This is a genomic window from Pseudomonas fluorescens, from assembly GCF_001902145.1.
GTDB lineage: Bacteria > Pseudomonadota > Gammaproteobacteria > Pseudomonadales > Pseudomonadaceae > Aquipseudomonas > Aquipseudomonas fluorescens_BV.
Genome location: NZ_MRST01000026.1, coordinates 638927 through 662827, shown reverse-complemented (window position 1 = coordinate 662827; position 23901 = coordinate 638927). Strand labels below are relative to the sequence as shown.

Here is a 23901-nt window from a genome sequence, read left to right as displayed (position 1 = left end):
GAGTGACCGACATGCTCGATTCCCTGGAAAAAATGCTCGCCAAGGGTGTGGACAATTCGCTGCTGCGCTTTGGCCTGGGCAAGGGTTACCTGGACCTGAAGGACAACGCCAAGGCGGCCGAGCATTTGCAGCGATGCGTGGAGTTCGATCCGAAGTATTCGGCGGCGTGGAAGTTGTTGGGCAAGGCGCAGCTAGGACTGAGTGATAAGGCCGCAGCGCGGCAGGCCTGGAAGAAGGGCATCGAAGCGGCTCAGGCTCATGGCGACAAACAGGCCGAAAAAGAAATGACGGTATTCCTCAAGAAGCTGGACAAATAACGGTAGGAGCGAGCTTGCTCGCGAAAAACTTGAAGACGCCGCGCTCATTCAGGATGCCCGCGTCATCGTTGGCGACCTTCGCGAGCAAGCTCGCTCCTACAGGATGGTTCACGTCAATACCACCGCGCCTCACCCGGCGGGCGTTTCTTGAAGCGCTTCATGCTCCACATGTACTGGCTCGGGTAAGCACCGACATAGCGCTCAACTACCTTGCTCATCGCCGCACAGGACGTCGCGGTATCGGTGCTGTACATGTCCTCCGGCGCCGCTTCCAGGATCACCTTGTAGCCCGAACCGTCCGGCAGCCGCAGGGCATGCAGGAACACACCCACCGCCTTGTGGCCCGCAAGCATGTTCGGCACAAACTTGCTGGTAAGCGCCTGGGTGGCAAAAAACGGTACGAAGATCCCGGCGGACTCAGCCGGCTCAGGGTCGGCAGGAATGCCCACCTGGCCGCCTTTGCGCACTTCCTTGATCACGCTGAGAATGCCTTCCTTGGTGGAAGCCGCCACGCGGTTGCCCAACTGCACGCGCTGCTTGCGCAGCAACTCGTCCACGGCCTTGAGCTTGGGCGGGCGATAGAAAATGATCGGTTTGCACTGGCTGCAGTAGAAGTGATTCAACACTTCCCAGTTGCCCAGGTGGCTGGTGATACCCACCACGCCTTTGCCAGAAGCCAGGGCCTCGTGCAGCACTTCCAGGCCTTCGACTTCGCGGACCAGGTCGATGGAGCGCTGCGCCGGCCAGATCCACGCACAGGCGCTTTCGGTCAAAGACTTGCCGATGTCCATCAAGCTGCGGCCCACCAGGCGCTCGCGCTCTGCCGGGTCCATGTCCGGGAAGCATTTGGAGAGGTTGATCCGCACCGTATCGCGGGAACGGTTGGGGGTTTTCCACATGATCCAGCCGATCCCTGTGCCGACGGCTTGTACAGCGCGCCAGGGCAGCAGGGCAAACAACCGAAGAGCGCCTACCAGCAAGGCGCCTTTAAACTTTTCCACAGGTCACTCCTGATCGTGTGTGGTGCGCAAAGCCGGCATTCTAACCGGCGTTGACCAAGTCCGCGTAACGGTCGCAGTCCTGGGTGTGGTCCATGACCATGCCCGAGGCCTGCATGAAGGCGTAGCAGATGGTCGGCCCGACGAAGGTGAAGCCGGCCTTTTTCAAGGCGCGGCTCATGGCTTCGGCTTCGGGCGTAATCGCCGGGACGTCGCTGCGATCCTTGAAGTGATTGACCTTGGGTTTGCCGCCGACAAACGACCACAGCAACCCCACCGGGTCTTCCAGCGCCAGCCAGGCCGCTGCGTTGCGCCGGGTAGCGTTGAGCTTCAAGCGATTGCGCACGATGCCCGGGTCCTGCATCAGCACCTCGATTTCCTCATCGCTCAATTGCGCCAGACGCTGCGCGTCAAAGCCGAACAACACCTTTCGATAATGCTCGCGTTTGCGTAAAACGGTGATCCAGGACAGGCCTGCCTGGAACCCTTCGAGCAAAAGCAACTCGAACAAACCCTGCGCATCGCGTAGCGGCGTTCCCCACTCTTGATCGTGATAAGCCATGTACAGCGGATCTTCAGAACACCAAAAGCAGCGTGGCATAAGGCTCCAGGGAGTGGTGGCGGGGCCGAATCGGGTATACTCCCGCTCTTTAAATCGCAGCCCAAGTAACAGGTGAATTTCGTGAGCCAGCCTACGCCAGCCGTGCGTACCTTCCAAGACTTGATCCTCGCCCTCCAGCAATACTGGGCCGAGCAAGGTTGTGTGGTACTTCAGCCCTACGATATGGAAGTAGGCGCCGGCACTTTCCACACCGCTACATTCCTGCGGGCCATCGGCCCGGAAACCTGGAACGCCGCTTATGTGCAGCCCAGTCGCCGCCCGACTGACGGCCGCTACGGCGAAAACCCGAACCGTCTGCAGCACTACTACCAGTTCCAGGTGGTATTGAAGCCCAACCCGGACAACTTCCAGGAGCTGTATTTGGGCTCGCTGAAACATGTCGGCCTGGACCCACTGGTACACGACATCCGTTTCGTCGAAGACAACTGGGAATCGCCAACCCTGGGCGCCTGGGGCCTGGGCTGGGAAGTCTGGCTCAATGGCATGGAAGTGACGCAGTTCACCTACTTCCAGCAAGCCGGCGGCATCGAGTGCTACCCGGTCACTGGCGAAATCACCTATGGCCTTGAGCGCCTGGCCATGTACCTGCAAGGCGTGGACTCGGTCTACGACCTTGTGTGGGCTGACGGCCCGTTCGGCAAGGTGACCTACGGCGATGTGTTCCATCAGAACGAGGTGGAGCAGTCCACCTACAACTTCGAACACGCCAACGTCGACAAGCTGTTCGAACTGTTCGACTTCTATGAAAGCGAAGCCAAGCGCCTGATCGAACTCGACCAGCCGCTGCCGTTGCCAAGCTATGAAATGGTGTTGAAGGCGTCCCATACCTTCAACCTGCTGGATGCCCGCCGTGCTATTTCGGTTACTGCGCGCCAGCAATACATCCTGCGTGTGCGCACCCTGGCGCGTTCCGTCGCCCAAGCCTACCTGCTGGCTCGCGCCAAGCTGGGCTTCCCGATGGCAACCCCGGATTTGCGTGATGAAGTGTTGGCTAAGCTGGAGGCTGCACAATGAGTGCTCAAGATTTCCTGGTTGAACTGGGCACCGAAGAGCTGCCACCCAAGGCCCTCAATACCCTGGCCGATGCGTTCCTGGCCGGTATCGAAAAAGGCCTGCAAACTGCCGGCCTGAAGTTTCAAGCCAAGAAGGTCTACGCCGCGCCGCGCCGCCTGGCTGTGCTGTTGACCGCGCTGGAAACCCAGCAGCCGGACCGCAGCATCAACCTGGACGGCCCACCGCGCCAGGCGGCTTTCGACGCCGAAGGCAACCCGACCCAGGCTGCCCTTGGCTTTGCCAAGAAGTGTGGCGTGGAGCTGAGCGAGATCGACCAGAGCGGCCCGAAACTGCGTTTCAGCCAGGTCATCACCGGCAAGCCGACCGCCAGCCTGTTGCCGACCATCGTTGAAGATTCCCTGAACGACCTGCCTATCCCCAAGCGCATGCGCTGGGGTGCGCGCAAGGAAGAGTTCGTGCGTCCGACCCAATGGCTGGTGATGCTGCTCGGTGACCAGGTCATCGATTGCACCATCCTCGCCCAGAAGGCCGGTCGTGATTCCCGTGGTCACCGCTTCCATCATCCAGAAAGCGTGCGCATCACTTCGCCGGCCAATTACCTCAACGACCTGCGCGCTGCTTATGTGCTGGCCGACGCCAATGAGCGCCGCGAGCTGATCAGCAAGCGCACCGAAGAATTGGCCCGCCTGCAGGAAGGCACCGCCATCGTGCCGCCAAGCCTGCTGGACGAAGTGACCGCCCTGGTGGAATGGCCGGTGCCGCTGGTGTGCTCGTTCGAAGAGCGTTTCCTCGATGTGCCGCAAGAAGCCTTGATCACCACCATGCAGGACAACCAGAAATACTTCTGCCTGCTGGATGTGGACGGTAAGTTGTTGCCGCGTTTTATCACCGTGGCCAACATCGAAAGCAAAGACCCGCAGCAGATCATCGCCGGTAACGAAAAAGTCGTGCGCCCGCGCCTGACCGACGCCGAGTTCTTCTTCAAGCAAGACAAGAAGCAGAAGCTGGAAGACTTCAACCTGCGCCTGCAAAACGTGGTGTTCCAGGAAAAACTCGGCAGCGTCTACGACAAGGCCGTGCGTGTTTCCAAGCTGGCGGCCTACATTGCCCCACGTATCGGCGGCGACGCAGCCTGGGCCGCCCGTGCCGGCTTGCTGTCCAAGTGCGACCTGGCCACCGAAATGGTCGGCGAGTTCCCTGAGATGCAAGGCGTGGCCGGTTACTACTACGCCCTCAACGACGGCGAGCCGGATGATGTCGCCCTGGCCTTGAACGAGCAGTACATGCCGCGCGGTGCCGGTGCAGAACTGCCGAACACCCTGACCGGTGCGGCCGTGGCCATTGCCGACAAGCTGGACACGCTCGTGGGTATCTTCGGTATCGGCATGCTGCCCACCGGCAGCAAAGACCCGTATGCCCTGCGCCGTGCGGCCTTGGGCGTGCTGCGTATCCTGATCGACAAAAAGCTGGACCTCGACCTGACCCAGGCCGTGGTATTTGCCGTCGGCCAGTTCGGCACCAAGGTCAAGCAAGCCGGCCTGGCCGAGCAAGTGCTGGAGTTCGTGTTCGACCGCCTGCGTGCGCGTTATGAAGACGAAGGCGTAGACGTTTCCGTCTACCTGTCGGTGCGTGCGCTGCAACCGGGTTCGGCACTGGACTTCGACCAGCGCGTACAAGCCGTACAAGCGTTCCGCAAGCTGCCGGAAGCCGATGCCCTGGCTGCCGTGAACAAGCGTGTGTCGAACCTGCTGAGTAAGGCCGACAACCTCAGCACTGCTGAAGTCGACCCGGGCCTGTTCGCCGATGCCAAGGAGTTCTCGCTGAACTCAGCCATCGCCAAGGCCGAGAACGCCGTGAAGCCGCTGATCGCCGAGCGTAATTACGCTGAAGCGCTGGCGCGCCTGGCGTCGTTGCGCGAGCCGGTGGATGCGTTCTTCGAAGCGGTGATGATCAATGCCGACGATGCCGGCGTGCGCAAAAACCGCTACGCCATGCTCGCGCGCCTGCGTGGTTTGTTCATCAATATCGCCGACATCTCCGTACTGGGCTGACCATGTTGAAACTGCTGATTCTCGATCGGGACGGGGTGATCAACTACGACTCCGACGCTTACATCAAGTCGGTGGAGGAGTGGATCCCGCTGCCCGGTTCGATCGAGGCCATCGCGCAGTTGAGCAAAGCCGGCTGGACGGTGGCCATCGCCACCAACCAGTCCGGCATCGCCCGCGGTTACTACGACATCACGACCCTGGAGGCTATGCATGCGCGTTTGCGCACGTTAGTGGCCGAGCAGGGCGGTGAGGTGGGGCTGGTGGTCTACTGCCCCCACGGGCCGGACGAAGGCTGCGATTGCCGCAAGCCCAAGCCTGGCATGTTGAAAATTATTGCAGAACATTACAAGGTGCCCTTGGCTGGGATATGGTTCGTCGGGGACAGCCTCGGTGACCTGGAGGCGGCCAAAGCCGTCGACTCTCAGCCAGTTTTGGTTAAAACCGGAAAAGGCGAAAAGACCGAGGCTAAAAACCTGCCGGTAGGCACCTTGATTTTTGACGATCTGGCGGCCGTTGCCGCAGAACTTATCAACAACTAGCCGCCCTCGACTTCCTGACCAAGGACTGTTCGGGAGTGCGCTTTTAACAGGCGGGCCGTGTCCCGCAACGGTAAATGCCGCCATGTCGATCTTGCAGGCCATCAGAACCTTTTTCTTTTACCTGCTGCTGGGCACCAGTTCGTTTCTCTGGTGCACCCTGAGCTTTTTTATTGCACCATTCCTGCCCTTCAAGGCGCGTTATCGCTTTATCAACGTCTACTGGTGCCGCTGCGCGTTGTGGCTGAGCAAGGTGTTTCTGGATATTCGTTTCGAGGTCAAGGGCGCTGAAAACGTCCCTGATCAGCCGTGCGTGATTCTCTCGAACCATCAGAGCACCTGGGAGACGTTCTTCCTCTCGGCGTACTTCTCGCCGTTGAGCCAGGTGCTCAAGCGCGAGCTGCTGTATGTACCGTTCTTCGGCTGGGCCATGGCCATGTTGCGTCCGATCGCCATCGACCGGGACAACCCCAAGGCCGCGCTCAAGCATGTCGCCAAGAAGGGCGATGAGTTGCTCAAGGACGGCGTCTGGGTGCTGATCTTCCCTGAGGGCACGCGGGTGCCCTACGGTACCGTGGGCAAGTTCTCACGTGGTGGTACCGCCCTGGCGGTCAACGCCAACCTGCCTGTGCTGCCGATTGCGCATAACGCCGGCAAGTTCTGGCCCAAGACTGGCTGGGCTAAACGCCCAGGCACTATCACCGTAGTGATCGGCGAACCGATGTACGCAGAAGGCGAAGGACCACGTGCCATCGCCGCCCTGAACGACCGCGCTGCGGCGTGGAATGAGGCGCAGCAACGGGCCATGGGCTCCCTGCCTCCGGAACCGGTGGTGGTGGAGACGCCGGCCGTTTGAGCATCTGTGGATAACCTGTGTACGCTTTGTTGGCGAATTGGCTTTTTTGCTTCATAACAAGCTGATTTACTTACATATTTCTGAAGCTCATAAAATTCAGAAAAACGTGCATAAGTTTTTTCTTCATAAAAAAACCGGTCCTTGTGACCGGTTTTTTATGCACAGCAGAAAAGCCGCTTTTTCAGTCCTCCAATAGCGGTAGCAGCAGGATAAACGTCGAGCCCTTGCCCAGCTCACTTTCGCACACGATGCGCCCTCCGTGCCGTTCTACTACCGCCTTGACCATGGTCAGGCCCAACCCAAGACCTTCACTGCCCTGGGCCGAATCGAAACGTCGGTATTGGTTGAACAACTCCGGTAGATCCTTAGGCGCAATACCCGGCCCCTGGTCGCTTATCCTGCATTCCAACCAGCCTTGCGCACTGCCATGCCTCAACCTGACGGTGGTGCCGGATGGGGAGTATTTGATCGCATTCTCCAGCACGTTGAACAATGCTCGGGTGAGCAGCGATTGGTCGGCATAGACCATGGCCTCATCCGCCTCATCCAGGTCGTGGACCAAATGGATGCCCTTCAACTGCGCAATCACCGCTACTTGATCAAAGGCGTCCATCACCAGCATGGCAAACAGGGTGGGCTGGAACTGGTAGCCGTCCGCTTCAGCCTTGGCCAATTGCACAAAGGATTCGGTCAGGCTCAAGGCTCGCCGTACCTGCTGTTCGATCTGGGTAAACACCGGGGACTCCCCGTTGTGCACGTCCAGCAGGGCGAGGATCGCTGAATGCGGTGCACGCAGGTCGTGGGAAAGGAAACGCAGCATCGTTTCGCGGTGCTGCTGGGCTTCACGCTCCTTGCTCAGGTCCGTCAGGCTCAACAACCAGCCGAGGGCAAAATCTCCTTCGGCAGGCAGCAAAGGTGCCAGTTCCATGCGCAAACTGCGTTGGTGGATATCGCGAAATTCGACCAGTTCCAGCGCCGACAGGGCAGGGCGCACACCATTGTGCAGCGGGGGATAACCCAAGTCGGCGAGCTGTTCGACGAGGTTTTCGCCGACAAGGTCATTACCGAATACTTCACGGGCCACGCGGTTGGCCAACAGGATACTGCCCTGGGGATCGGTGATCAGGGTCGCTACAGGCAGGCACTCCAGGCCATCAGCCATAAAGCGCCGCGTATCGCGGGTACGGCTGACGGCTTGTTCAAGGGCAAAGATCCGCCCTTGCAGCACATCGCCCTTACTGGCGGGCGCGCGACGACGTTCCGGAAGCACCTTGGGTTCGTTATCCAGGCGGGCCAGTTCCCAGCCAAAGTAGGCGAGGATTACGCTCAGACGTCGCCAATTCCAGATCAGGTAACTCAGCAACAAACCGATCAGGCACGCTGCGGGGCTCCACCAGTGGCCCAGGCGCAATAAGGCCCATGAACCCAGCAAAGCCACGGCCATGCCTGCCAAGGTCATCCACAGGGCGTAGCGTGGGCGCACAAGCAGAAGGCCCAACAGCACGGTCACCAGGGACGTTGCCAGCAACGCCGCCAGCCAGCCGGGCAGATCGACGATGCTGCGGCCCTGCAATAAACCATTCAGTACGTCCGCCTGGATCTCAACCCCCGCTGTGGTACCTACCGTGGAAGAGAGCGGCGTCACGAAACGATCGGCCATGCCATAGGCTGAGGCGCCGATCAGAACCAGGCGACCACGCAGCGACTCGGGAGGTACCTCGCCGCGCAATACGCTGACGTAGGACACACTGGGAAAATGGTCTGGTTCCGAAGTGAACGGCACACGGATTTCATGTTCCTGGTGCCAGTGACTTCCAGCAGGTTCTTGCGGCAGGCCCGGCATCGTCACCACAGCCTGCTCGCTCATGGCGAATGCCAGCCACGCCAACTGAGGAAGCGTTTGACCCGGCGGGCCTTCACGTAGATACACGCTGCGGACCACTCCGTCGTTATCCGCTTCGACATTGATGTGTCCAACGCCCTTGGCGCACTTGAGCAGTGGCGACAACGGCGTTACCTGGGCCTTGGGACTGACGCTGCTGTCCCCGGCGATGGGCAGCAATACATTGCCGGCTTTGCATACGGCATCGGCCAGTCGTTGGTCGTCATTATTGTCGCCGGGCTCACTGAAGATCACGTCAAACAAAATGCCCGCTGGCTGTGCGGCGCTCAGGCGTTCAATCAGCTCGGCGTGCACGCTGCGCGGCCAAGGCCACGGGCCGAGTGCTTCCAGGCTGGGCGTATCAATGGTCACCAGAACGATGCGTGGATCTACCGGTAACGGCGTCAGGCGGCGCAGGCTGTCATAGAGCGGATTGTTGAGTGCCAGGCCCGCGCTCAAGGATAAGTAGGCGGTGAAGGGCAGGAGCACCAAACCGATCAACAGCCACTCACGAACCAGCCCATGAAACAAAAGTTGGGCCTGGGTAGGTTGGCGTTTCTCGGTTTTGCGCCATAGGTTCACAGGGCTACCGCCAAGAGGGTGCCAAGGAGTGGATGGTCATTGAGTAAAGATTTCATAAGCCCAGGATCCCTCTCCATGGGGTTGCGATGAAGTGCATACGGTGTTCTGAAACCAGTGAAGCTTATTTGGGTCTCATTGGGGAACTTCGCGCGACCGCGCAATGAACGATACCGCACATTGAAGCAGGCATAACGCACCGACGAGGCGATCGGCACCGACCCTTTTCCTGACCGACAGGAGCCGGTATCTTTCTTTGAGGACGTAGTGGGTGGAGTTTACGGCGCTTTCAGCGTATCGAGAGATCCAGGCACTGTAGAATCCGTCCATAATTATTCAGATTCATCGGCCGGCATTTGTACAGCATCTGCCCCCCATTCAAGCTCGCGTATTTTTGTAGGAAGGACCCCGCCCATGCGTGTCGCAATACTGGATGACGAACCCGCGGAGTTGCGACGGGTGGAACAGACACTGCGACAGATTCCCGGCCCGGCTGAACAGCCTTGGTCGCTGCATTTTTTCGAACGTGGTGAAGACCTGCTGCGCCAGCTACGTCGGGAAACCTTTGACCTGCTGATCCTTGACTGGCAACTGCCGGACATCTCCGGGATCGCGTTATTGCGCTGGACTCGCGAGCACATGGAATCGCCCCCTGCTGTGATCATGCTCACCAGTCGCGATGCCGAGAGTGACATCGTAACGGCGTTGAACAGCGGGGCGGATGATTATGTCAGCAAGCCGTTTCGGCCCAACGAACTCAAAGCCCGAGTCAGCGCCGTCCTGCGGCGCCACGGTTTGCAGAAGTCGGCTACCCAGGAAGTGCAGAGCTTTAACGATTTGACGTTCGACGATGCCGAACTGACCGTCACCCGCGCAGGCAAACCCATTAACCTGACAGAGAGGGAATACCGTTTGGCAAGTTGTCTATTTGCCAACCTGGCCCGACCGCTGTCTCGCGAGTACCTGTATGAGCGGTTCTGGAGCCACGAAGAAATGGTGTCGTCGCGGCCGTTGGACACGCATATCTACCGCCTGCGTAACAAGCTGGGGCTGACAGCCGATCGCGGTTGGCAGCTGTTGACGATCTATGGGTACGGGTATCGGTTGGAGAGTGTGACACCCGCCGCGCAAAGTTAGTTTGCCGATGTTCCACGTGGAGCATTTAAAAATTCGGGTCTGCGGACCAATAAAAAAGGCCAACGCTAAGCGTTGGCCTTTTTGTTTTTAGCAGATGTGCCTGATCAGAAATCCAGGTTAGACACCGCCAAGGCATTGCTCTCAATGAAGTCACGACGAGGCTCGACCGCATCACCCATCAGGGTGTTGAAGATCTGGTCTGCGCCAATAGCGTCTTCGATGGTCACGCGCAGCATGCGACGCTGAGCAGGGTCCATGGTGGTTTCCCACAGCTGATCAGGGTTCATCTCGCCCAGACCTTTATAGCGCTGGATGGTATGACGCTTGGTGCTTTCCGCCATCAACCAGTCCAAGGCTTCCTTGAACTCCTTGACCTGCTTCTTGCGTTCGCCACGCTGAATGTAAGCACCGTCGTCCAGCAGGGTGCTCAGCTGAGCGCCGAGGGTAACCACGGTCTTGTAGTCGTTGCTACCGAAGAAGTCGCGGTTGAAGGTGACGTAGTTGGACAGGCCGTGGGAGATCAGTTCGACCTCTGGCAGCCATACGTTACGTTCACGGTCTTCACGCAGGCTGGCTTTGTATACCAGGCCAGACTTCTCCACAGTACGCAGGCGCACTTCGTATTGGGCCAGCCAATCCTGCATGGCGGCGTGATCGCCCAACTGCTCCAGGCTCACGGCCGGCAGATAGATGAAGTGCTCGGTCAGCTCCTGAGGGTACAGGCGCGACAAGCGCTTGAGCGTCTTCATGACCATACGGAAGTCGTTGACCAGGCGCTCCAGCGACTCGCCGGAGATGCCCGGCGCTTCGTCATTCAAATGCAGGCTGGCATCTTCCAGGGCCGACTGCGTCATGTACTCTTCCATGGCGTCGTCGTCTTTGATGTATTGCTCTTGCTTGCCCTTTTTCACTTTGTACAACGGCGGCTGGGCGATGTAGATATAGCCACGCTCGATCAGCTCCGGCAACTGACGGAAGAAGAAGGTCAGCAGCAGGGTACGGATGTGCGAACCGTCGACGTCAGCATCGGTCATGATGATGATGTTGTGGTAACGCAGCTTGTCGATGTTGTACTCATCGCGGCCAATACCGCAACCCAATGCCGTGATCAAGGTGCCGACTTCCTGGGAGGAAATCATCTTGTCAAAGCGGGCCTTCTCAACGTTGAGAATCTTGCCCTTCAACGGCAGGATGGCCTGGGTGCGACGGTTACGCCCCTGCTTGGCGGAACCGCCAGCAGAGTCACCTTCCACCAGGTACAGTTCGGAGAGGGCAGGGTCTTTCTCCTGGCAGTCAGCGAGTTTGCCTGGCAGGCCGGCGATATCCAGCGCGCCTTTACGGCGGGTCATCTCGCGGGCCTTACGCGCGGCTTCACGGGCGCGGGCAGCATCGATCATCTTGCCGACAACCAGCTTGGCTTCGTTCGGGTTTTCCAACAGGAAGTCGGAGAAGTACTTACCCATTTCCTGTTCAACCGCGGTCTTCACTTCGGAAGACACCAGCTTGTCTTTGGTCTGGGAGCTGAACTTCGGATCCGGTACCTTGACCGAGATAATCGCCGTCAGGCCTTCACGGGCATCGTCACCGGTGGTGGCGACTTTATGTTTCTTCGCCAAGCCTTCCGCTTCGATGTAGGTGTTCAGGTTACGCGTCAGCGCGGAACGGAAACCCACCAGGTGAGTACCGCCATCGCGTTGTGGAATGTTGTTGGTGAAGCACAACAAGTTTTCGTTGAAGCTGTCGTTCCACTGCAGGGCAATTTCGACGCCGATGCCGTCTTCACGCTGGATGTTGAAGTGGAACACCTGGTTGACCGCAGTCTTGTTGGTGTTCAGGTATTCAACGAACGCACGCAGGCCACCTTCGTACTTGAACAGCTCTTCCTTGCCGCTGCGCTCATCCTTGAGGACGATGCCAACACCGGAGTTTAGGAAGGACAGTTCGCGAATCCGCTTGGCCAGGATGTCCCAGCTGAAGTGGATGTTCTTGAAGGTTTCAGCCGATGGCTTGAAGTGGATCTGGGTACCCGTGGTTTCACTATCGCCGACGATTTTCATCGGTTCCTGTGGTACGCCGTGGACGTAGGTCTGCTCCCAAATCTTGCCGCTACGGCGGACAGTGAGGATCAGTTCTTCGGACAGGGCGTTCACTACCGACACACCTACACCGTGCAAACCGCCGGATACTTTATAGGAGTTGTCGTCGAACTTACCGCCAGCGTGGAGCACGGTCATGATGACCTCTGCCGCCGAAACGCCTTCTTCTTTGTGCACGTCTACCGGGATACCACGACCGTTGTCACGCACGGTGATGGATTCATCCGGGTGGATGATAATGCTGATGTCGTCGCAGTGACCGGCCAGAGCTTCGTCGATGGAGTTATCGACCACCTCGAACACCATGTGGTGCAGACCGCTACCATCATCGGTGTCGCCAATGTACATACCGGGACGTTTGCGTACGGCATCCAAACCTTTCAGCACTTTAATGCTGGTCGAGTCGTACGTGTTTTCTTCGCTCATGCCTTCACTCCCGATGGTCGTGGGTCTGGGTGATACGGCCTTGTTCCACGTGGAACAAAGCGACTGGCGTTTCCGTCTGCCAGCCTTCCCTCAATAATTCGTGGTCTACACAGGTGATAAACACCTGGCAGCGTAAGTCTTCCAACAAGCGGCATAGCGAGCGGCGGTGCTGCTCATCGAGCTCAGACGGCAAGTCATCCACCAAATAAATACACTGACCGCGTCGAGCCTGGCTAACCAAATGGCCCTGCGCGATACGCAACGCACAGACCACCAACTTCTGCTGGCCGCGGGACAAGATATCCGCAGCATTGTGTGCACCTAATCTAAGGCGCAAATCAGCACGCTGGGGGCCGGCCTGGGTGTGTCCGATTTGCTGATCCCGTTGCAAGGACGTTGCGAGCACTGCACTCAGCTCACGTTCTTTGTCCCAACCCCGGTAATAACTCAGCGTCAGCCCCTCGAGGTCCAACAACTCGCTCAAGGTCTGCTCAAAGACTGGTTTCAAGGCTTTGATATAGGCGCGGCGGTATTCATCTATTTCGTCGCTGGCCAGGCACAGTTCACGGTCCCAGGCTGCTTGCGAAGCGGCGTCAAGTGTACCATGCCGCAGCCATGAGTTCCGCTGCCGCAGGGCCTTCTGCAGGCGCTGCCAAGTGGCCATGAAGCGTGGTTCCACGTGGAACACACCCCAGTCGAGGAATTGCCGACGGATTTTCGGGGCCCCCTCCAACAATCGAAAGCTGTCGGGGTTGATCAGTTGCAACGGCAGGATCTCTGCCAATTGCGCTGCGCTGCGCGCATTTTGACCGTCGATTCGGATCTGAAATTCGCCACCGCGATCACGCGATATCCCCAGGCTGCTATGACCGCCCTCAGCCAGTTCCACTTGGCCAAATACGGTACAGGCCAATTGTTCATACTGAATCACGGGTAACAAACGGGCACTGCGGAAGGAACGCGCAAGCCCCAGCAGGTGAATGGCTTCCAGCACGCTGGTTTTACCACTGCCGTTGGCGCCATGGAGGATGTTGATGCGGGGGGAAGGGGAGAAGGTCACCGGGTGCAGATTGCGCACCGCGGTGACCGAGACGCGACTAAGGGACATCTAGCTTCTGCTGAGCATGATTACAGGCGCATCGGCATGACAACGTAAGCCGAGTCGTCGTTATCGGATTCTTGTACCAAGGCGCTGCTGTTGGAGTCCGACAGGATCAGGCGAACCTGTTCGGTGGTCATGACACCCAGCACGTCCAACAGGTAGCTCACGTTAAAGCCGATTTCCAGCGAAGCGCCGTTATAGTCGACACCCACTTCCTCTTCTGCCTCTTCCTGTTCCGGGTTGTTGGCCTGGATTTTCAGTTGGCCGTTGGCCAGCTGCAGGCGAATACCACGGTACTTTTCGTTGGACAGAATCGCCGTACGGCTGAAGGCTTCACGCAGAGCCTGACGATCACCGACCACCAGTTTGTCGCCACCTTTAGGCAATACCCGCTCGTAGTCCGGGAACTTGCCGTCTACCAGCTTGGAAGTGAAGGTGAACTCGCCGGTGGTGGCGCGAATGTGGTGCTGGCCCAACACGATGCTGACGTTGCCGTCCGGCTCGGTGAGCAAGCGCGCCAGTTCAAGGATACCTTTGCGTGGAACGATTACCTGGTGACGATCGGGCTGGCCGATATCGGCACGCATCGAGCACATCGCCAGACGGTGACCGTCGGTGGCCACGGCGCGGATGATACCTTCCGATACTTCCAGCAGCATACCGTTGAGGTAGTAACGCACGTCCTGCTGGGCCATGGCGAAGCTGGTGCGCTCGATCAGGCGACGCAGCTTGCTTTGCTCCAGGCTGCACGTCAGCGAGCCCGGGCCTTCTTCCACGGTTGGGAAGTCATTGGCCGGCAAGGTTGACAGGGTGAAACGGCTGCGGCCTGCCTTGACCACCAGCTTCTGCTCATCCACCTTGATGTCGATCAGCGCATCGTTGGGCAAGCTTTTGCAGATATCCATCAGCTTGCGCGCCGGCACGGTGATCTCGCCCGGTTCGGCGGGCTCTTCGAGCTGGACGCGCCCCACCAGTTCGACTTCCAGGTCGGTACCGGTCAAGGACAACTGTTGGCCCTCGACCACCAGTAATACGTTGGAAAGCACCGGCAAGGTCTGTCGGCGCTCGACGACGCCTGCGACCAGTTGCAGGGGTTTCAACAGGGCTTCGCGTTGAATGGTGAAATGCATGGTCTAGTCCCTTGCCTTAATAAGCTGCGCTGGTGTCATCACGTAGTCAGTGTACGCAGCAGGTTCTTGTAGTCCTCGCGAATATCCGCGTCGGATTCCTTAAGTTCATTGATCTTGCGGCATGCGTGCAAGACCGTGGTGTGGTCGCGTCCGCCAAACACATCACCGATTTCCGGCAGGCTGTGGTTGGTCAACTCCTTGGAGAGGGCCATGGCAACCTGGCGTGGACGTGCGACCGAGCGCGAACGGCGCTTGGACAACAGGTCGGAAATCTTGATCTTGTAGTACTCGGCCACGGTGCGCTGGATGTTATCCACACTCACCAGCTTGTCCTGCAAGGCCAACAAGTCTTTCAAGGACTCGCGAATCAGCTCGATGGTGATATCGCGGCCCATGAAGTGCGAGTGGGCGATGACCCGCTTGAGCGCGCCCTCCAGCTCACGCACGTTGGAACGGATGCGTTGGGCGATGAAGAACGCAGCATCGTGCGGCAGATCGACTTTAGCCTGGTCGGCCTTCTTCATCAGGATCGCAACGCGGGTTTCCAGCTCCGGTGGCTCGACTGCAACCGTCAGGCCCCAGCCGAAACGCGACTTCAGACGTTCTTCCAGGCCTTCGATTTCCTTCGGGTAACGGTCACTGGTCAAGATGACCTGCTGGCCACCTTCGAGCAGGGCGTTGAAGGTGTGGAAGAACTCCTCTTGGGAACGTTCCTTGCGGGCGAAGAACTGAATGTCATCGATCAACAAGGCATCAACGGAGCGGTAGAAACGTTTGAACTCGTTGATTGCGTTGAGCTGCAAGGCCTTGACCATGTCGGCCACGAAGCGCTCCGAATGCAGATAAACCACCTTGGCATTCGGGTTCTTCTTTAATAGGTGGTTACCGACGGCGTGCATCAAGTGCGTCTTACCCAAGCCCACGCCGCCATAAAGGAAGAGCGGGTTGTAACCATGCTTGGGGTTATCGGCGACCTGCCAGGCAGCCGCTCGAGCCAGCTGGTTGGACTTGCCTTCGACAAAGTTCTCGAAGGTAAACGTGCGGTTCAGGTAGCTGGTGTGCTTGAGCGCGCCTTCTACCTGAACAGTACGTTGCTCGGCGCGCACAGGCGCCTGTTGGGAGCTGGCACCGGCCATCGGGTCGAAGCTGTCGCGGGACGGCTCCTCACTCTCTGGCGCATTTTTGCGCGACGACGGCTTGGACGGCGCAGCTGTCGGTGCAGGCGCTGCGGCGACAGGCGCCACTGCGGCCTGGGCTTGCGACGCGGCGGCGGCCAATGGCGCATTCGGCGCGGCTCGGGGAGCCGAGCTGCGCTTGCTGCCTATTAATAAGGAGAGAGCAGGCGCCAGACCGTTGCCATGTTCGTCGAGCAATTCGAGAACGCGGCCCAGGTACTTCTCGTTGACCCAGTCGAGGACAAAACGATTGGGCGCATAGACACGCAACTCGTCGCCTTCGGCTTCGACCTGTAGCGGACGGATCCAGGTGTTGAATTGCTGGGCAGGCAGCTCATCGCGCAAAAGCTCCACGCACTGCTGCCAAAGTTCCACTGACACGGATATCCCCTAAGTTGAAAGCCGGTGAGGCAAAAACAGCCGCCATTGTAGCGGCCAGCCGTCCACTTATCCACATGTAGGTTGCTCACAGGCCACCCAAAATCAATGCCTTAACCGCTAAAAAGGCGACCAGTGGTCTGTGCATAAGCTCTGTGGATAAACCTACCTGAGCTCGTTGCACAAGTGGGGGCAAAAGTCTGTGGGTAACTGGCCTGTGGATAACTACCGGTTCCACACACAGCTTATCCGATAGCGCAGCACAGGCAGAGCACCGCTTCTCCCCCGTGTTGTCATTCTCTGTACAACACGTGGAACAAGGGCTTAAGGCAGTTATCCACAGATGATCGCGCCCCTAGCTTTTATAAGCTTTACAGAAAAGCTTTAAATAACTTCCTTCTTTATTTTTATATCTATGGCATGGCGGATGGAAGCCAAACGGGGAGAAGGGCGTCAGGACCCCGTCGACATCTAATTAAAGGAAAAGCTGGTTGGAAATTGACCTAGAGGCTTGCTTTCTCTAGAATCGCCGGTCTCTTAAAACGGGGGCCATTCCGGCCCGTTGTGGACGAACCAGGTAACAACGCCATGAAACGTACTTTCCAACCAAGCACCATCAAACGCGCCCGTACTCACGGCTTCCGTGCTCGCATGGCTACCAAGAACGGCCGTGCTGTCCTGTCGCGTCGCCGCGCCAAAGGTCGTGCGCGTCTGGCAGTTTGATAATCCGGTACTGGTGGTGAGTCAGGACTTCAGTCGGGAAAAGCGTCTGCTAACCCCCCGGCATTTCAAGGCAGTCTTTGACTCCCCCACCGGCAAGGTTCCGGGGAAAAATCTCCTGCTCCTTGCGCGTAACAACGATCTTGATCACCCCCGTCTCGGGTTGGTGATCGGCAAGAAGAGCGTAAAGCTCTCCGTTGAGCGCAATCGCCTCAAGCGTCTGATGCGCGAATCGTTTCGCCTCCACCAGGACACTCTGGTTGGTTGGGATATTGTTATCGTCGCGCGCAAAGGCTTGGGTGATGTAGAAAACCCCGAATTGATTCAGCATTTCGGCAAGCTCTGGAAACGTTTGGCGCGTACCCACAAGCCAGCACCAGCAGTCAGCACCGAAACTGTAGGGGTAGACAGCCTTGATGCGTAAACTGGCAATCGTTCCGATCCAGTTTTATCGCTATGCCATTAGTCCTCTGATGGCCAGTCACTGTCGTTTCTACCCCAGTTGTTCCTGCTACGCGTTAGAGGCCATAGAAAATCATGGTCTTCTGCGCGGTGGCTGGCTGACCTTTCGTCGTTTAGGTCGCTGTCATCCGTGGAATCCCGGTGGTTATGACCCGGTTCCACCTATCCCTACCTCCCGTTCTTCTTCGATGGCCGAGTAATCATGGATATTAAACGCACAATCCTGATCGTCGCCCTGGCAATCGTGTCCTATGTCATGGTCCTTAAATGGAACCAGGACTACGGTCAGGCTGCCCTGCCGACTCAGAATGTTGCTACCAATCAGGCTGCGCCGGCTATTCCGGACACCCCGCTGGGTAACAATGCGTCCGCGAGTGCCGATGTACCCAGCGCGAATGGCGAGACAAGTGCCCCGTTAGAAACGCCAGTGGTCACCAACAAAGACCTCATCCACGTGAAAACGGATGTGCTCGAGTTGGCTATCGACCCACAGGGTGGTGATATCGCACAGCTGAAGCTGCCGCTGTATCCACGTCGCCAAGACCATCCGGATGTGCCGTTTCAACTGTTCGATAACGGCGGTGAACGTACTTATCTGGCGCAAAGCGGCCTGACCGGCACCAATGGTCCGGATGCACGTGCTACCGGTCGTCCGGTTTATTCGACCGAACAAAAGACTTATCAACTGGCAGACGGCCAGAACCAGTTGAACGTCGACCTGAAATTCAGCCTCGACGGTGTCAACTACATCAAGCGTTTCAGCTTTACCCGCGGTTTGTACGATTTGAAGGTCACTTACCTGATCGACAACACCAGCGACAAAGCCTGGAGCGGCAACCTGTTTGCCCAGCTCAAGCGTGACGCCAGCTCCGATCCGTCTTCCAGCACCGCCACCGGCACCGCGACTTATCTGGGCGCCGCCCTGTGGACAAGTAACGAGCCGTACAAAAAAGTGTCGATGAAAGATATCGACAAGGGCACGCTGAAAGAAACCGTCCAAGGTGGCTGGGTAGCGTGGCTGCAGCACTATTTCGTGACCGCCTGGATTCCCAACAAGGGTGACGCGAACCTGGTTCAAACCCGCAAGGACAGCCAGGGCAACTACATCATTGGCTTCACTGGCCCGGCGTTGACCGTCGCTCCAGGTGCCAAGGCTGAAACCAGCGCTACCCTGTACGCCGGCCCTAAAAGCCAGGCCGTATTGAAAGAGTTGTCCCCAGGTCTGGAACTGACTGTGGATTACGGCTTCCTGTGGTTCATTGCCCAGCCGATCTTCTGGCTGTTGCAACATATCCACAGCATCGTCGGTAACTGGGGCTGGTCGATCATCTTCCTGACCATGCTGATCAAAGGGCTTTTCTTCCCTCTGTCGGCAGCCAGCTACAAGTCGATGGCGCGTATGCGTGCCGTCGCTCCGAAACTGGCCGCGTTGAAAGAACAACATGGTGATGACCGGCAGAAAATGTCGCAGGCCATGATGGAGCTGTACAAGAAAGAGAAGATCAACCCGCTGGGTGGATGCTTGCCGATTCTGGTACAGATGCCGGTATTCCTGTCGCTTTACTGGGTGCTCCTGGAAAGCGTGGAAATGCGCCAAGCGCCGTTCATGCTGTGGATAACTGACCTGTCTATCAAAGACCCGTTCTTTATCCTGCCGATCATCATGGGCGCGACCATGTTTATCCAGCAGCGTCTGAACCCAACCCCACCGGACCCGATGCAGGCCAAGGTGATGAAAATGATGCCAATCATCTTCACCTTCTTCTTCCTGTGGTTCCCTGCTGGCTTGGTACTGTACTGGGTGGTCAACAACGTGTTGTCGATCTCTCAACAGTGGTACATCACACGTAAAATCGAAGCGGCTACCAAGAAAGCCGAGGCGTAATTTACTCTGTGGATGACCACTCAAGACGCCCCCTAGTGGGGCGTTTTGCTTTCCGTCACTTTTGTTCTGGAACCTGCTGATGAGCGCTCCTCGTGAAACCATCGCTGCTGTCGCCACCGCTCAAGGTCGGGGCGGCGTCGGTATCGTTCGAATTTCCGGACCGTTGGCGGGCGTAGCAGCCCAGGCCATCAGCGGCCGGGAGCTGAAACCCCGTTATGCCCATTACGGCCAGTTCCTGGATGCCGACCAAAGCGTACTGGACGAGGGTCTGGCTATCTATTTTCCAGGGCCAAACTCGTTCACCGGTGAAGATGTCCTTGAATTACAAGGGCACGGTGGTCCTGTGGTGTTGGATATGCTGCTGCAGCGCTGCTTGCAATTGGGTTGCCGCCTGGCCAGACCAGGGGAATTCAGCGAACGCGCATTCTTGAACGATAAGCTCGACCTGGCCCAGGCCGAAGCCATCGCCGATTTGATCGAAGCCAGTTCTGCACAGGCTGCACGCAACGCGTTGCGCTCATTGCAGGGGGCTTTTTCCTTGCGTGTGCATAACTTGACCGAGCAGTTGATCAGCCTACGCATCTACGTCGAAGCCGCGATTGATTTTCCGGAAGAAGAAATCGACTTCCTGGCGGATGGCCATGTGTTGGCGATGCTGGATAAAGTCCGCGATGAGTTATCCACAGTGCTGCGCGAAGCCGGGCAGGGTGCCTTGCTACGCGATGGTATGACGGTAGTGATTGCCGGCCGGCCCAATGCCGGCAAATCCAGCCTGCTCAATGCCCTGGCAGGGCGTGAGGCCGCCATTGTCACCGAGATCGCCGGCACTACCCGGGATATCTTGCGTGAACATATCCACATCGACGGTATGCCGCTGCACGTGGTGGACACCGCCGGCCTGCGCGACACCGACGACCAGGTGGAAAAGATCGGCGTGGAACGTGCGCTCAAGGCGATCAGCGAAGCCGATCGTGTGTTGTTGGTGGTGGATGCCACTGCACCGGAAGCTGTGGATCCTTTTGCCTTGTGGCCCGAATTCCTTGAACAACGGCCAGACCCGGCCAAAGTCACCTTGATCCGTAACAAGGCTGACCTCACCGGCGAAAGTATCGCCTTGGAGACCAGCGCGGATGGCCATGTCACGATCAGCCTGAGCGCCAAGTCGGCAGGTGAAGGCCTGGAACTGCTGCGTGACCACCTCAAGGCGTGCATGGGCTATGAGCAGACCTCGGAAAGCAGCTTCAGTGCACGTCGCAGGCATCTGGAGGCGCTGCGTCATGCCAGTGCGGCCTTGGAGCACGGCCGGGCACAACTGACCTTGGCGGGCGCCGGAGAACTGCTGGCTGAAGACCTGCGTCAGGCGCAGCAACTGTTGGGAGAGATCACCGGGGCGTTCAGCTCGGATGACTTGCTGGGACGGATCTTTTCCAGTTTCTGCATCGGCAAATAGCTTTTACGCTGATACCAGGCAGGCCATTCGTGCCTGCCTGTTCTGCTCGTTTCAGAGCATTCGATACCTAATCTGAAAATCACATCGAGAGATACGACTTTTTCGTGGGCGATATTGACGCCTGTGAAGGTATTTCTGTGGGTTAAGCCCTGTGAATAACCGTCCTTGTGCCCAGTTGATAACAGGGCTCGAAACCTGAGTAAAAAGCCGTCTGTGGATAACCACCTGTTTAATCCACAGGCTTAAAGCGCTTATCCAAGGGCCTCAAGGGTACATGATCACAGACTTTTGAATCTCTGTACGTTGCGTAAATAAAGGCCTACAGCAATCTATCCACAGAAATCTTGCTCAGTAGAAATAAACATAAAAACAAAGATTTAATAAATTTCTCTCTTTTAATTTCTATTGTTCGTGATTAATCCACAGCTGGTTAAATTTTGTGCAAAGGGTTCTTTAGGAGGGGCTAAGTCCCTATACTTGCCGCCAAAGCTGTAAAACCCGTTCAACAAACAATTCCTGATTACCTACATAAGCAGGCACGAGGTGCGTGGTGGATTTCCCTTCCCGTTTTGAAGTGATCGTCATCGGCGGCGGTCATGCCGGTACCGAGGCAGCACTGGCGTCAGCACGCATGGGCGTGAAAACCCTGTTGCTGACGCACAACGTGGAAACCCTCGGTGCCATGAGTTGCAACCCCGCGATTGGCGGGATTGGCAAAAGCCATCTGGTCAAGGAAATCGATGCCCTTGGCGGCGTGATGGCCATGGCCACCGACAAAGGTGGTATTCAGTTTCGTGTGCTCAACAGCCGCAAAGGCCCGGCCGTGCGCGCCACCCGTGCCCAGGCTGACCGTATCCTGTACAAGGCAGCGGTACGTGAAACCCTGGAAAACCAGCCGAACCTGTGGATATTTCAGCAGGCAGCCGATGACTTGATCGTTGAGCAGGACCAGGTACGCGGTGTCGTTACGCAAATGGGTCTGCGTTTTCATGCGGATTCGGTTGTACTGACCACAGGTACATTCCTCGGCGGGCTTATCCACATCGGCATGCAGAACTATTCCGGCGGTCGGGCGGGTGATCCGCCGTCGATTGCCTTGGCCAAACGCCTGCGGGAATTGCCGTTGCGTGTCGGCCGCCTGAAAACAGGGACGCCACCGCGTATCGATGGGCGTTCTGTGGATTTCTCGGTGATGACCGAGCAAGCTGGCGATACCCCGATTCCAGTCATGTCATTCATGGGCTCCAAGGAGCAGCACCCCCAGCAGGTCAGTTGCTGGATTACCCACACCAATGCGCGCACCCACGAAATCATTGCCGCGAACCTCGACCGTTCGCCGATGTATTCTGGGGTGATCGAAGGTATCGGCCCGCGTTACTGCCCATCGATCGAAGACAAGATCCACCGCTTTGCCGACAAGGAAAGCCACCAGGTCTTTATCGAACCCGAAGGCTTGACCACCCACGAGTTGTACCCCAACGGAATTTCCACTTCGCTGCCGTTCGATGTGCAAATCCAGATCGTGCAGTCGATTCGCGGTATGGAAAACGCGCACATCGTGCGTCCGGGCTACGCCATCGAGTACGACTACTTCGACCCGCGCGACCTCAAATACAGCCTGGAAACCAAAGTGATCGGCGGCCTGTTCTTCGCCGGCCAAATCAACGGCACCACCGGTTATGAAGAAGCCGGCGCCCAAGGTTTGCTGGCCGGGACCAACGCAGCATTGCGTGCACAGGGCAAAGACAGTTGGTGCCCGCGTCGCGATGAAGCCTATATCGGCGTATTGGTCGACGACCTGATTACCCTGGGCACCCAGGAACCGTACCGGATGTTCACTTCTCGGGCGGAATACCGTTTGATCCTGCGCGAAGACAACGCCGACCTGCGCTTGACCGAAAAAGGTCGCGAGCTGGGCCTGGTCGATGACGCCCGCTGGGCGGCCTTCTGCAAAAAACGCGAAAGCATTGCGCTCGAAGAACAACGTCTGAAAAGTACCTGGGTTCGCCCGGGCACGGAGCAGGGCGACGCCATTGCAGAAAAATTCGGCACGCCGTTGACCCATGAATACAACTTGCTCAACCTGCTTTCCCGTCCGGAAATCGACTACGCTGGTCTGGTCGAAGTGACTGGCCAGGGCGCAGAAGACCCACAGGTTGCCGAACAGGTTGAAATCAAGACCAAATACGCAGGCTACATTGATCGCCAGCAGGACGAGATCGCCCGGCTGCGCGCCAGTGAAGACACCAAGCTGCCTGTGGATATCGACTACACCGGGATTTCCGGGTTGTCGAAAGAAATTCAAAGCAAGTTGGGGATAACTCGGCCGGAAACCCTCGGGCAGGCTTCACGTATCCCTGGCGTCACCCCGGCAGCCATCTCGCTGTTGATGATTCATTTGAAAAAACGCGGCGCGGGCCGTCAGTTGGAGCAAAGCGCTTGAGTTCGTTGGTCACCTCGCAACACGCCGAAGAGTTATCCACAGGAGCGCGCCAGTTGGGCGTGGCCCTGACCGAAGCCCAGCATGAGCTACTGCTGGGCTATCTGGCCCTGTTGATCAAGTGGAACAAGGCTTACAACCTGACCGCAGTACGTGACCCGGACGAGATGGTGTCGCGGCATTTGCTCGACAGCCTCAGCGTGATGCCGTTTATCGAAAATGGCCGTTGGCTCGATGTGGGCAGCGGCGGCGGCATGCCTGGCATCCCGTTGGCGATCCTGTTTCCTGAGTCCCACGTGACCTGCCTGGACAGCAACGGCAAGAAAACCCGCTTCCTGACTCAGGTCAAACTCGAACTCAAGCTGGATAACCTGCAAGTTATCCACAGTCGTGTCGAAGCGTTCACGCCTGAATTGCCTTTCAACGGTATCGTGTCCCGGGCGTTCAGCAGCATGGAGAACTTCAGCAACTGGACGCGCCACCTCGGCGACCGTGATACCCGCTGGTTGGCAATGAAGGGCGTTCATCCAAGCGACGAGCTGTTAGCATTGCCGGCAGACTTCCACCTCGATAGCGAACACGCCTTGGCCGTACCTGGTTGCCAAGGCCAACGCCATCTGCTGATACTGCGCCGCACGGCATGAT

General features: G+C 57.9%; 20 protein-coding genes. 13 read left to right on the top strand and 7 right to left on the bottom strand.

Annotation, left to right across the window (positions count from 1 at the left end; translation table 11 throughout):
- The first annotated feature begins 11 nt into the window (after nucleotides 1-11).
- Nucleotides 12-317, top strand: a complete 306-nt coding sequence (locus BUE92_RS22555; RefSeq protein WP_073526343.1) for a tetratricopeptide repeat protein — start codon at nucleotides 12-14, stop codon at nucleotides 315-317.
- Between the two features lie 113 nt (nucleotides 318-430).
- Here BUE92_RS22555 and BUE92_RS22550 read toward each other — a convergent pair whose 3' ends face one another.
- Complete coding sequence (locus BUE92_RS22550; RefSeq protein ID WP_014716285.1) at nucleotides 431-1318, bottom strand: lysophospholipid acyltransferase; 888 nt, start codon at nucleotides 1316-1318, stop codon at nucleotides 431-433.
- 40 nt (nucleotides 1319-1358) lie between these two features.
- On the bottom strand, nucleotides 1359-1916 hold the full coding sequence (locus BUE92_RS22545; protein ID WP_073526342.1) for a DNA-3-methyladenine glycosylase I: 558 nt from the start codon (nucleotides 1914-1916) through the stop codon (nucleotides 1359-1361).
- Between the two features lie 81 nt (nucleotides 1917-1997).
- On the opposite strand from BUE92_RS22545, the gene glyQ reads away from it, so the two are divergent.
- The 4 genes from glyQ to BUE92_RS22525 all read left to right on the top strand — a co-directional run bounded on the left by glyQ (nucleotide 1998) and on the right by BUE92_RS22525 (nucleotide 6394).
- The gene (gene glyQ / locus BUE92_RS22540) at nucleotides 1998-2951 is read left to right on the top strand and encodes a glycine--tRNA ligase subunit alpha (RefSeq protein ID WP_003187265.1); all 954 of its coding nucleotides are present in this window, start codon (nucleotides 1998-2000) and stop codon (nucleotides 2949-2951) included.
- Complete coding sequence (glyS, locus tag BUE92_RS22535; RefSeq protein ID WP_073526341.1) at nucleotides 2948-5002, top strand: glycine--tRNA ligase subunit beta; 2055 nt, start codon at nucleotides 2948-2950, stop codon at nucleotides 5000-5002. The genes glyQ and glyS overlap by 4 nt, the downstream gene beginning before the upstream one ends.
- Nucleotides 5003-5004: 2 nt before the next feature.
- On the top strand, nucleotides 5005-5541 hold the full coding sequence (gene gmhB, locus BUE92_RS22530; RefSeq protein WP_178380735.1) for a D-glycero-beta-D-manno-heptose 1,7-bisphosphate 7-phosphatase: 537 nt from the start codon (nucleotides 5005-5007) through the stop codon (nucleotides 5539-5541).
- 82 nt (nucleotides 5542-5623) lie between these two features.
- Nucleotides 5624-6394, top strand: coding sequence for a lysophospholipid acyltransferase family protein (locus BUE92_RS22525; protein WP_073526340.1), 771 nt, complete (start codon nucleotides 5624-5626; stop codon nucleotides 6392-6394).
- Between the two features lie 181 nt (nucleotides 6395-6575).
- On the opposite strand, the gene BUE92_RS22520 is transcribed toward BUE92_RS22525, so the two are convergent.
- The gene (locus tag BUE92_RS22520) at nucleotides 6576-8858 is read right to left on the bottom strand and encodes a CHASE2 domain-containing protein (RefSeq protein WP_073526338.1); all 2283 of its coding nucleotides are present in this window, start codon (nucleotides 8856-8858) and stop codon (nucleotides 6576-6578) included.
- A 411-nt stretch (nucleotides 8859-9269) separates the two neighbouring features.
- Here BUE92_RS22520 and BUE92_RS22515 point away from each other — a divergent pair, with 411 nt between their 5' ends.
- Nucleotides 9270-9992: a response regulator transcription factor gene (locus BUE92_RS22515; protein ID WP_073526337.1), complete on the top strand. Its 723-nt coding sequence runs from the start codon at nucleotides 9270-9272 to the stop codon at nucleotides 9990-9992.
- Nucleotides 9993-10096: 104 nt separating this feature from the next.
- On the opposite strand, the gene gyrB is transcribed toward BUE92_RS22515, so the two are convergent.
- From gyrB to dnaA, 4 genes are read right to left on the bottom strand one after another with little or no spacing between them, the layout of a single operon-like run.
- Nucleotides 10097-12514, bottom strand: a complete 2418-nt coding sequence (gene gyrB / locus BUE92_RS22510) for a DNA topoisomerase (ATP-hydrolyzing) subunit B (RefSeq protein WP_017528682.1) — start codon at nucleotides 12512-12514, stop codon at nucleotides 10097-10099.
- Between the two features lie 4 nt (nucleotides 12515-12518).
- Nucleotides 12519-13622: a DNA replication/repair protein RecF gene (gene recF, locus BUE92_RS22505; protein ID WP_003187251.1), complete on the bottom strand. Its 1104-nt coding sequence runs from the start codon at nucleotides 13620-13622 to the stop codon at nucleotides 12519-12521.
- A 20-nt stretch (nucleotides 13623-13642) separates the two neighbouring features.
- The gene (gene dnaN / locus BUE92_RS22500) at nucleotides 13643-14746 is read right to left on the bottom strand and encodes a DNA polymerase III subunit beta (RefSeq protein WP_003187250.1); all 1104 of its coding nucleotides are present in this window, start codon (nucleotides 14744-14746) and stop codon (nucleotides 13643-13645) included.
- A 38-nt stretch (nucleotides 14747-14784) separates the two neighbouring features.
- The gene (dnaA, locus tag BUE92_RS22495; RefSeq protein ID WP_073526336.1) at nucleotides 14785-16302 is read right to left on the bottom strand and encodes a chromosomal replication initiator protein DnaA; all 1518 of its coding nucleotides are present in this window, start codon (nucleotides 16300-16302) and stop codon (nucleotides 14785-14787) included.
- A 585-nt stretch (nucleotides 16303-16887) separates the two neighbouring features.
- On the opposite strand from dnaA, the gene rpmH reads away from it, so the two are divergent.
- The 7 genes from rpmH (at nucleotide 16888) to rsmG (ending at nucleotide 23900) form a co-directional block, all read left to right on the top strand.
- Nucleotides 16888-17022: a 50S ribosomal protein L34 gene (gene rpmH / locus BUE92_RS22490; protein ID WP_003213577.1), complete on the top strand. Its 135-nt coding sequence runs from the start codon at nucleotides 16888-16890 to the stop codon at nucleotides 17020-17022.
- 13 nt (nucleotides 17023-17035) lie between these two features.
- Nucleotides 17036-17443 (top strand): ribonuclease P protein component, encoded by a 408-nt coding sequence (gene rnpA, locus BUE92_RS22485; protein WP_020302575.1) that lies wholly within the window; start codon nucleotides 17036-17038, stop codon nucleotides 17441-17443.
- The gene (gene yidD, locus BUE92_RS22480; RefSeq protein WP_019816912.1) at nucleotides 17436-17681 is read left to right on the top strand and encodes a membrane protein insertion efficiency factor YidD; all 246 of its coding nucleotides are present in this window, start codon (nucleotides 17436-17438) and stop codon (nucleotides 17679-17681) included. Before rnpA ends, yidD begins: the two co-directional genes overlap by 8 nt.
- A gap of 2 nt (nucleotides 17682-17683) precedes the next feature.
- Nucleotides 17684-19366: a membrane protein insertase YidC gene (gene yidC / locus BUE92_RS22475; RefSeq protein ID WP_054898311.1), complete on the top strand. Its 1683-nt coding sequence runs from the start codon at nucleotides 17684-17686 to the stop codon at nucleotides 19364-19366.
- A 79-nt stretch (nucleotides 19367-19445) separates the two neighbouring features.
- The gene (gene mnmE, locus BUE92_RS22470) at nucleotides 19446-20816 is read left to right on the top strand and encodes a tRNA uridine-5-carboxymethylaminomethyl(34) synthesis GTPase MnmE (RefSeq protein WP_073526335.1); all 1371 of its coding nucleotides are present in this window, start codon (nucleotides 19446-19448) and stop codon (nucleotides 20814-20816) included.
- A 550-nt stretch (nucleotides 20817-21366) separates the two neighbouring features.
- The gene (gene mnmG, locus BUE92_RS22460) at nucleotides 21367-23259 is read left to right on the top strand and encodes a tRNA uridine-5-carboxymethylaminomethyl(34) synthesis enzyme MnmG (protein ID WP_073526481.1); all 1893 of its coding nucleotides are present in this window, start codon (nucleotides 21367-21369) and stop codon (nucleotides 23257-23259) included.
- Complete coding sequence (rsmG, locus tag BUE92_RS22455; RefSeq protein ID WP_003195893.1) at nucleotides 23256-23900, top strand: 16S rRNA (guanine(527)-N(7))-methyltransferase RsmG; 645 nt, start codon at nucleotides 23256-23258, stop codon at nucleotides 23898-23900. The genes mnmG and rsmG overlap by 4 nt, the downstream gene beginning before the upstream one ends.
- Nucleotide 23901 lies beyond the last annotated feature (1 nt).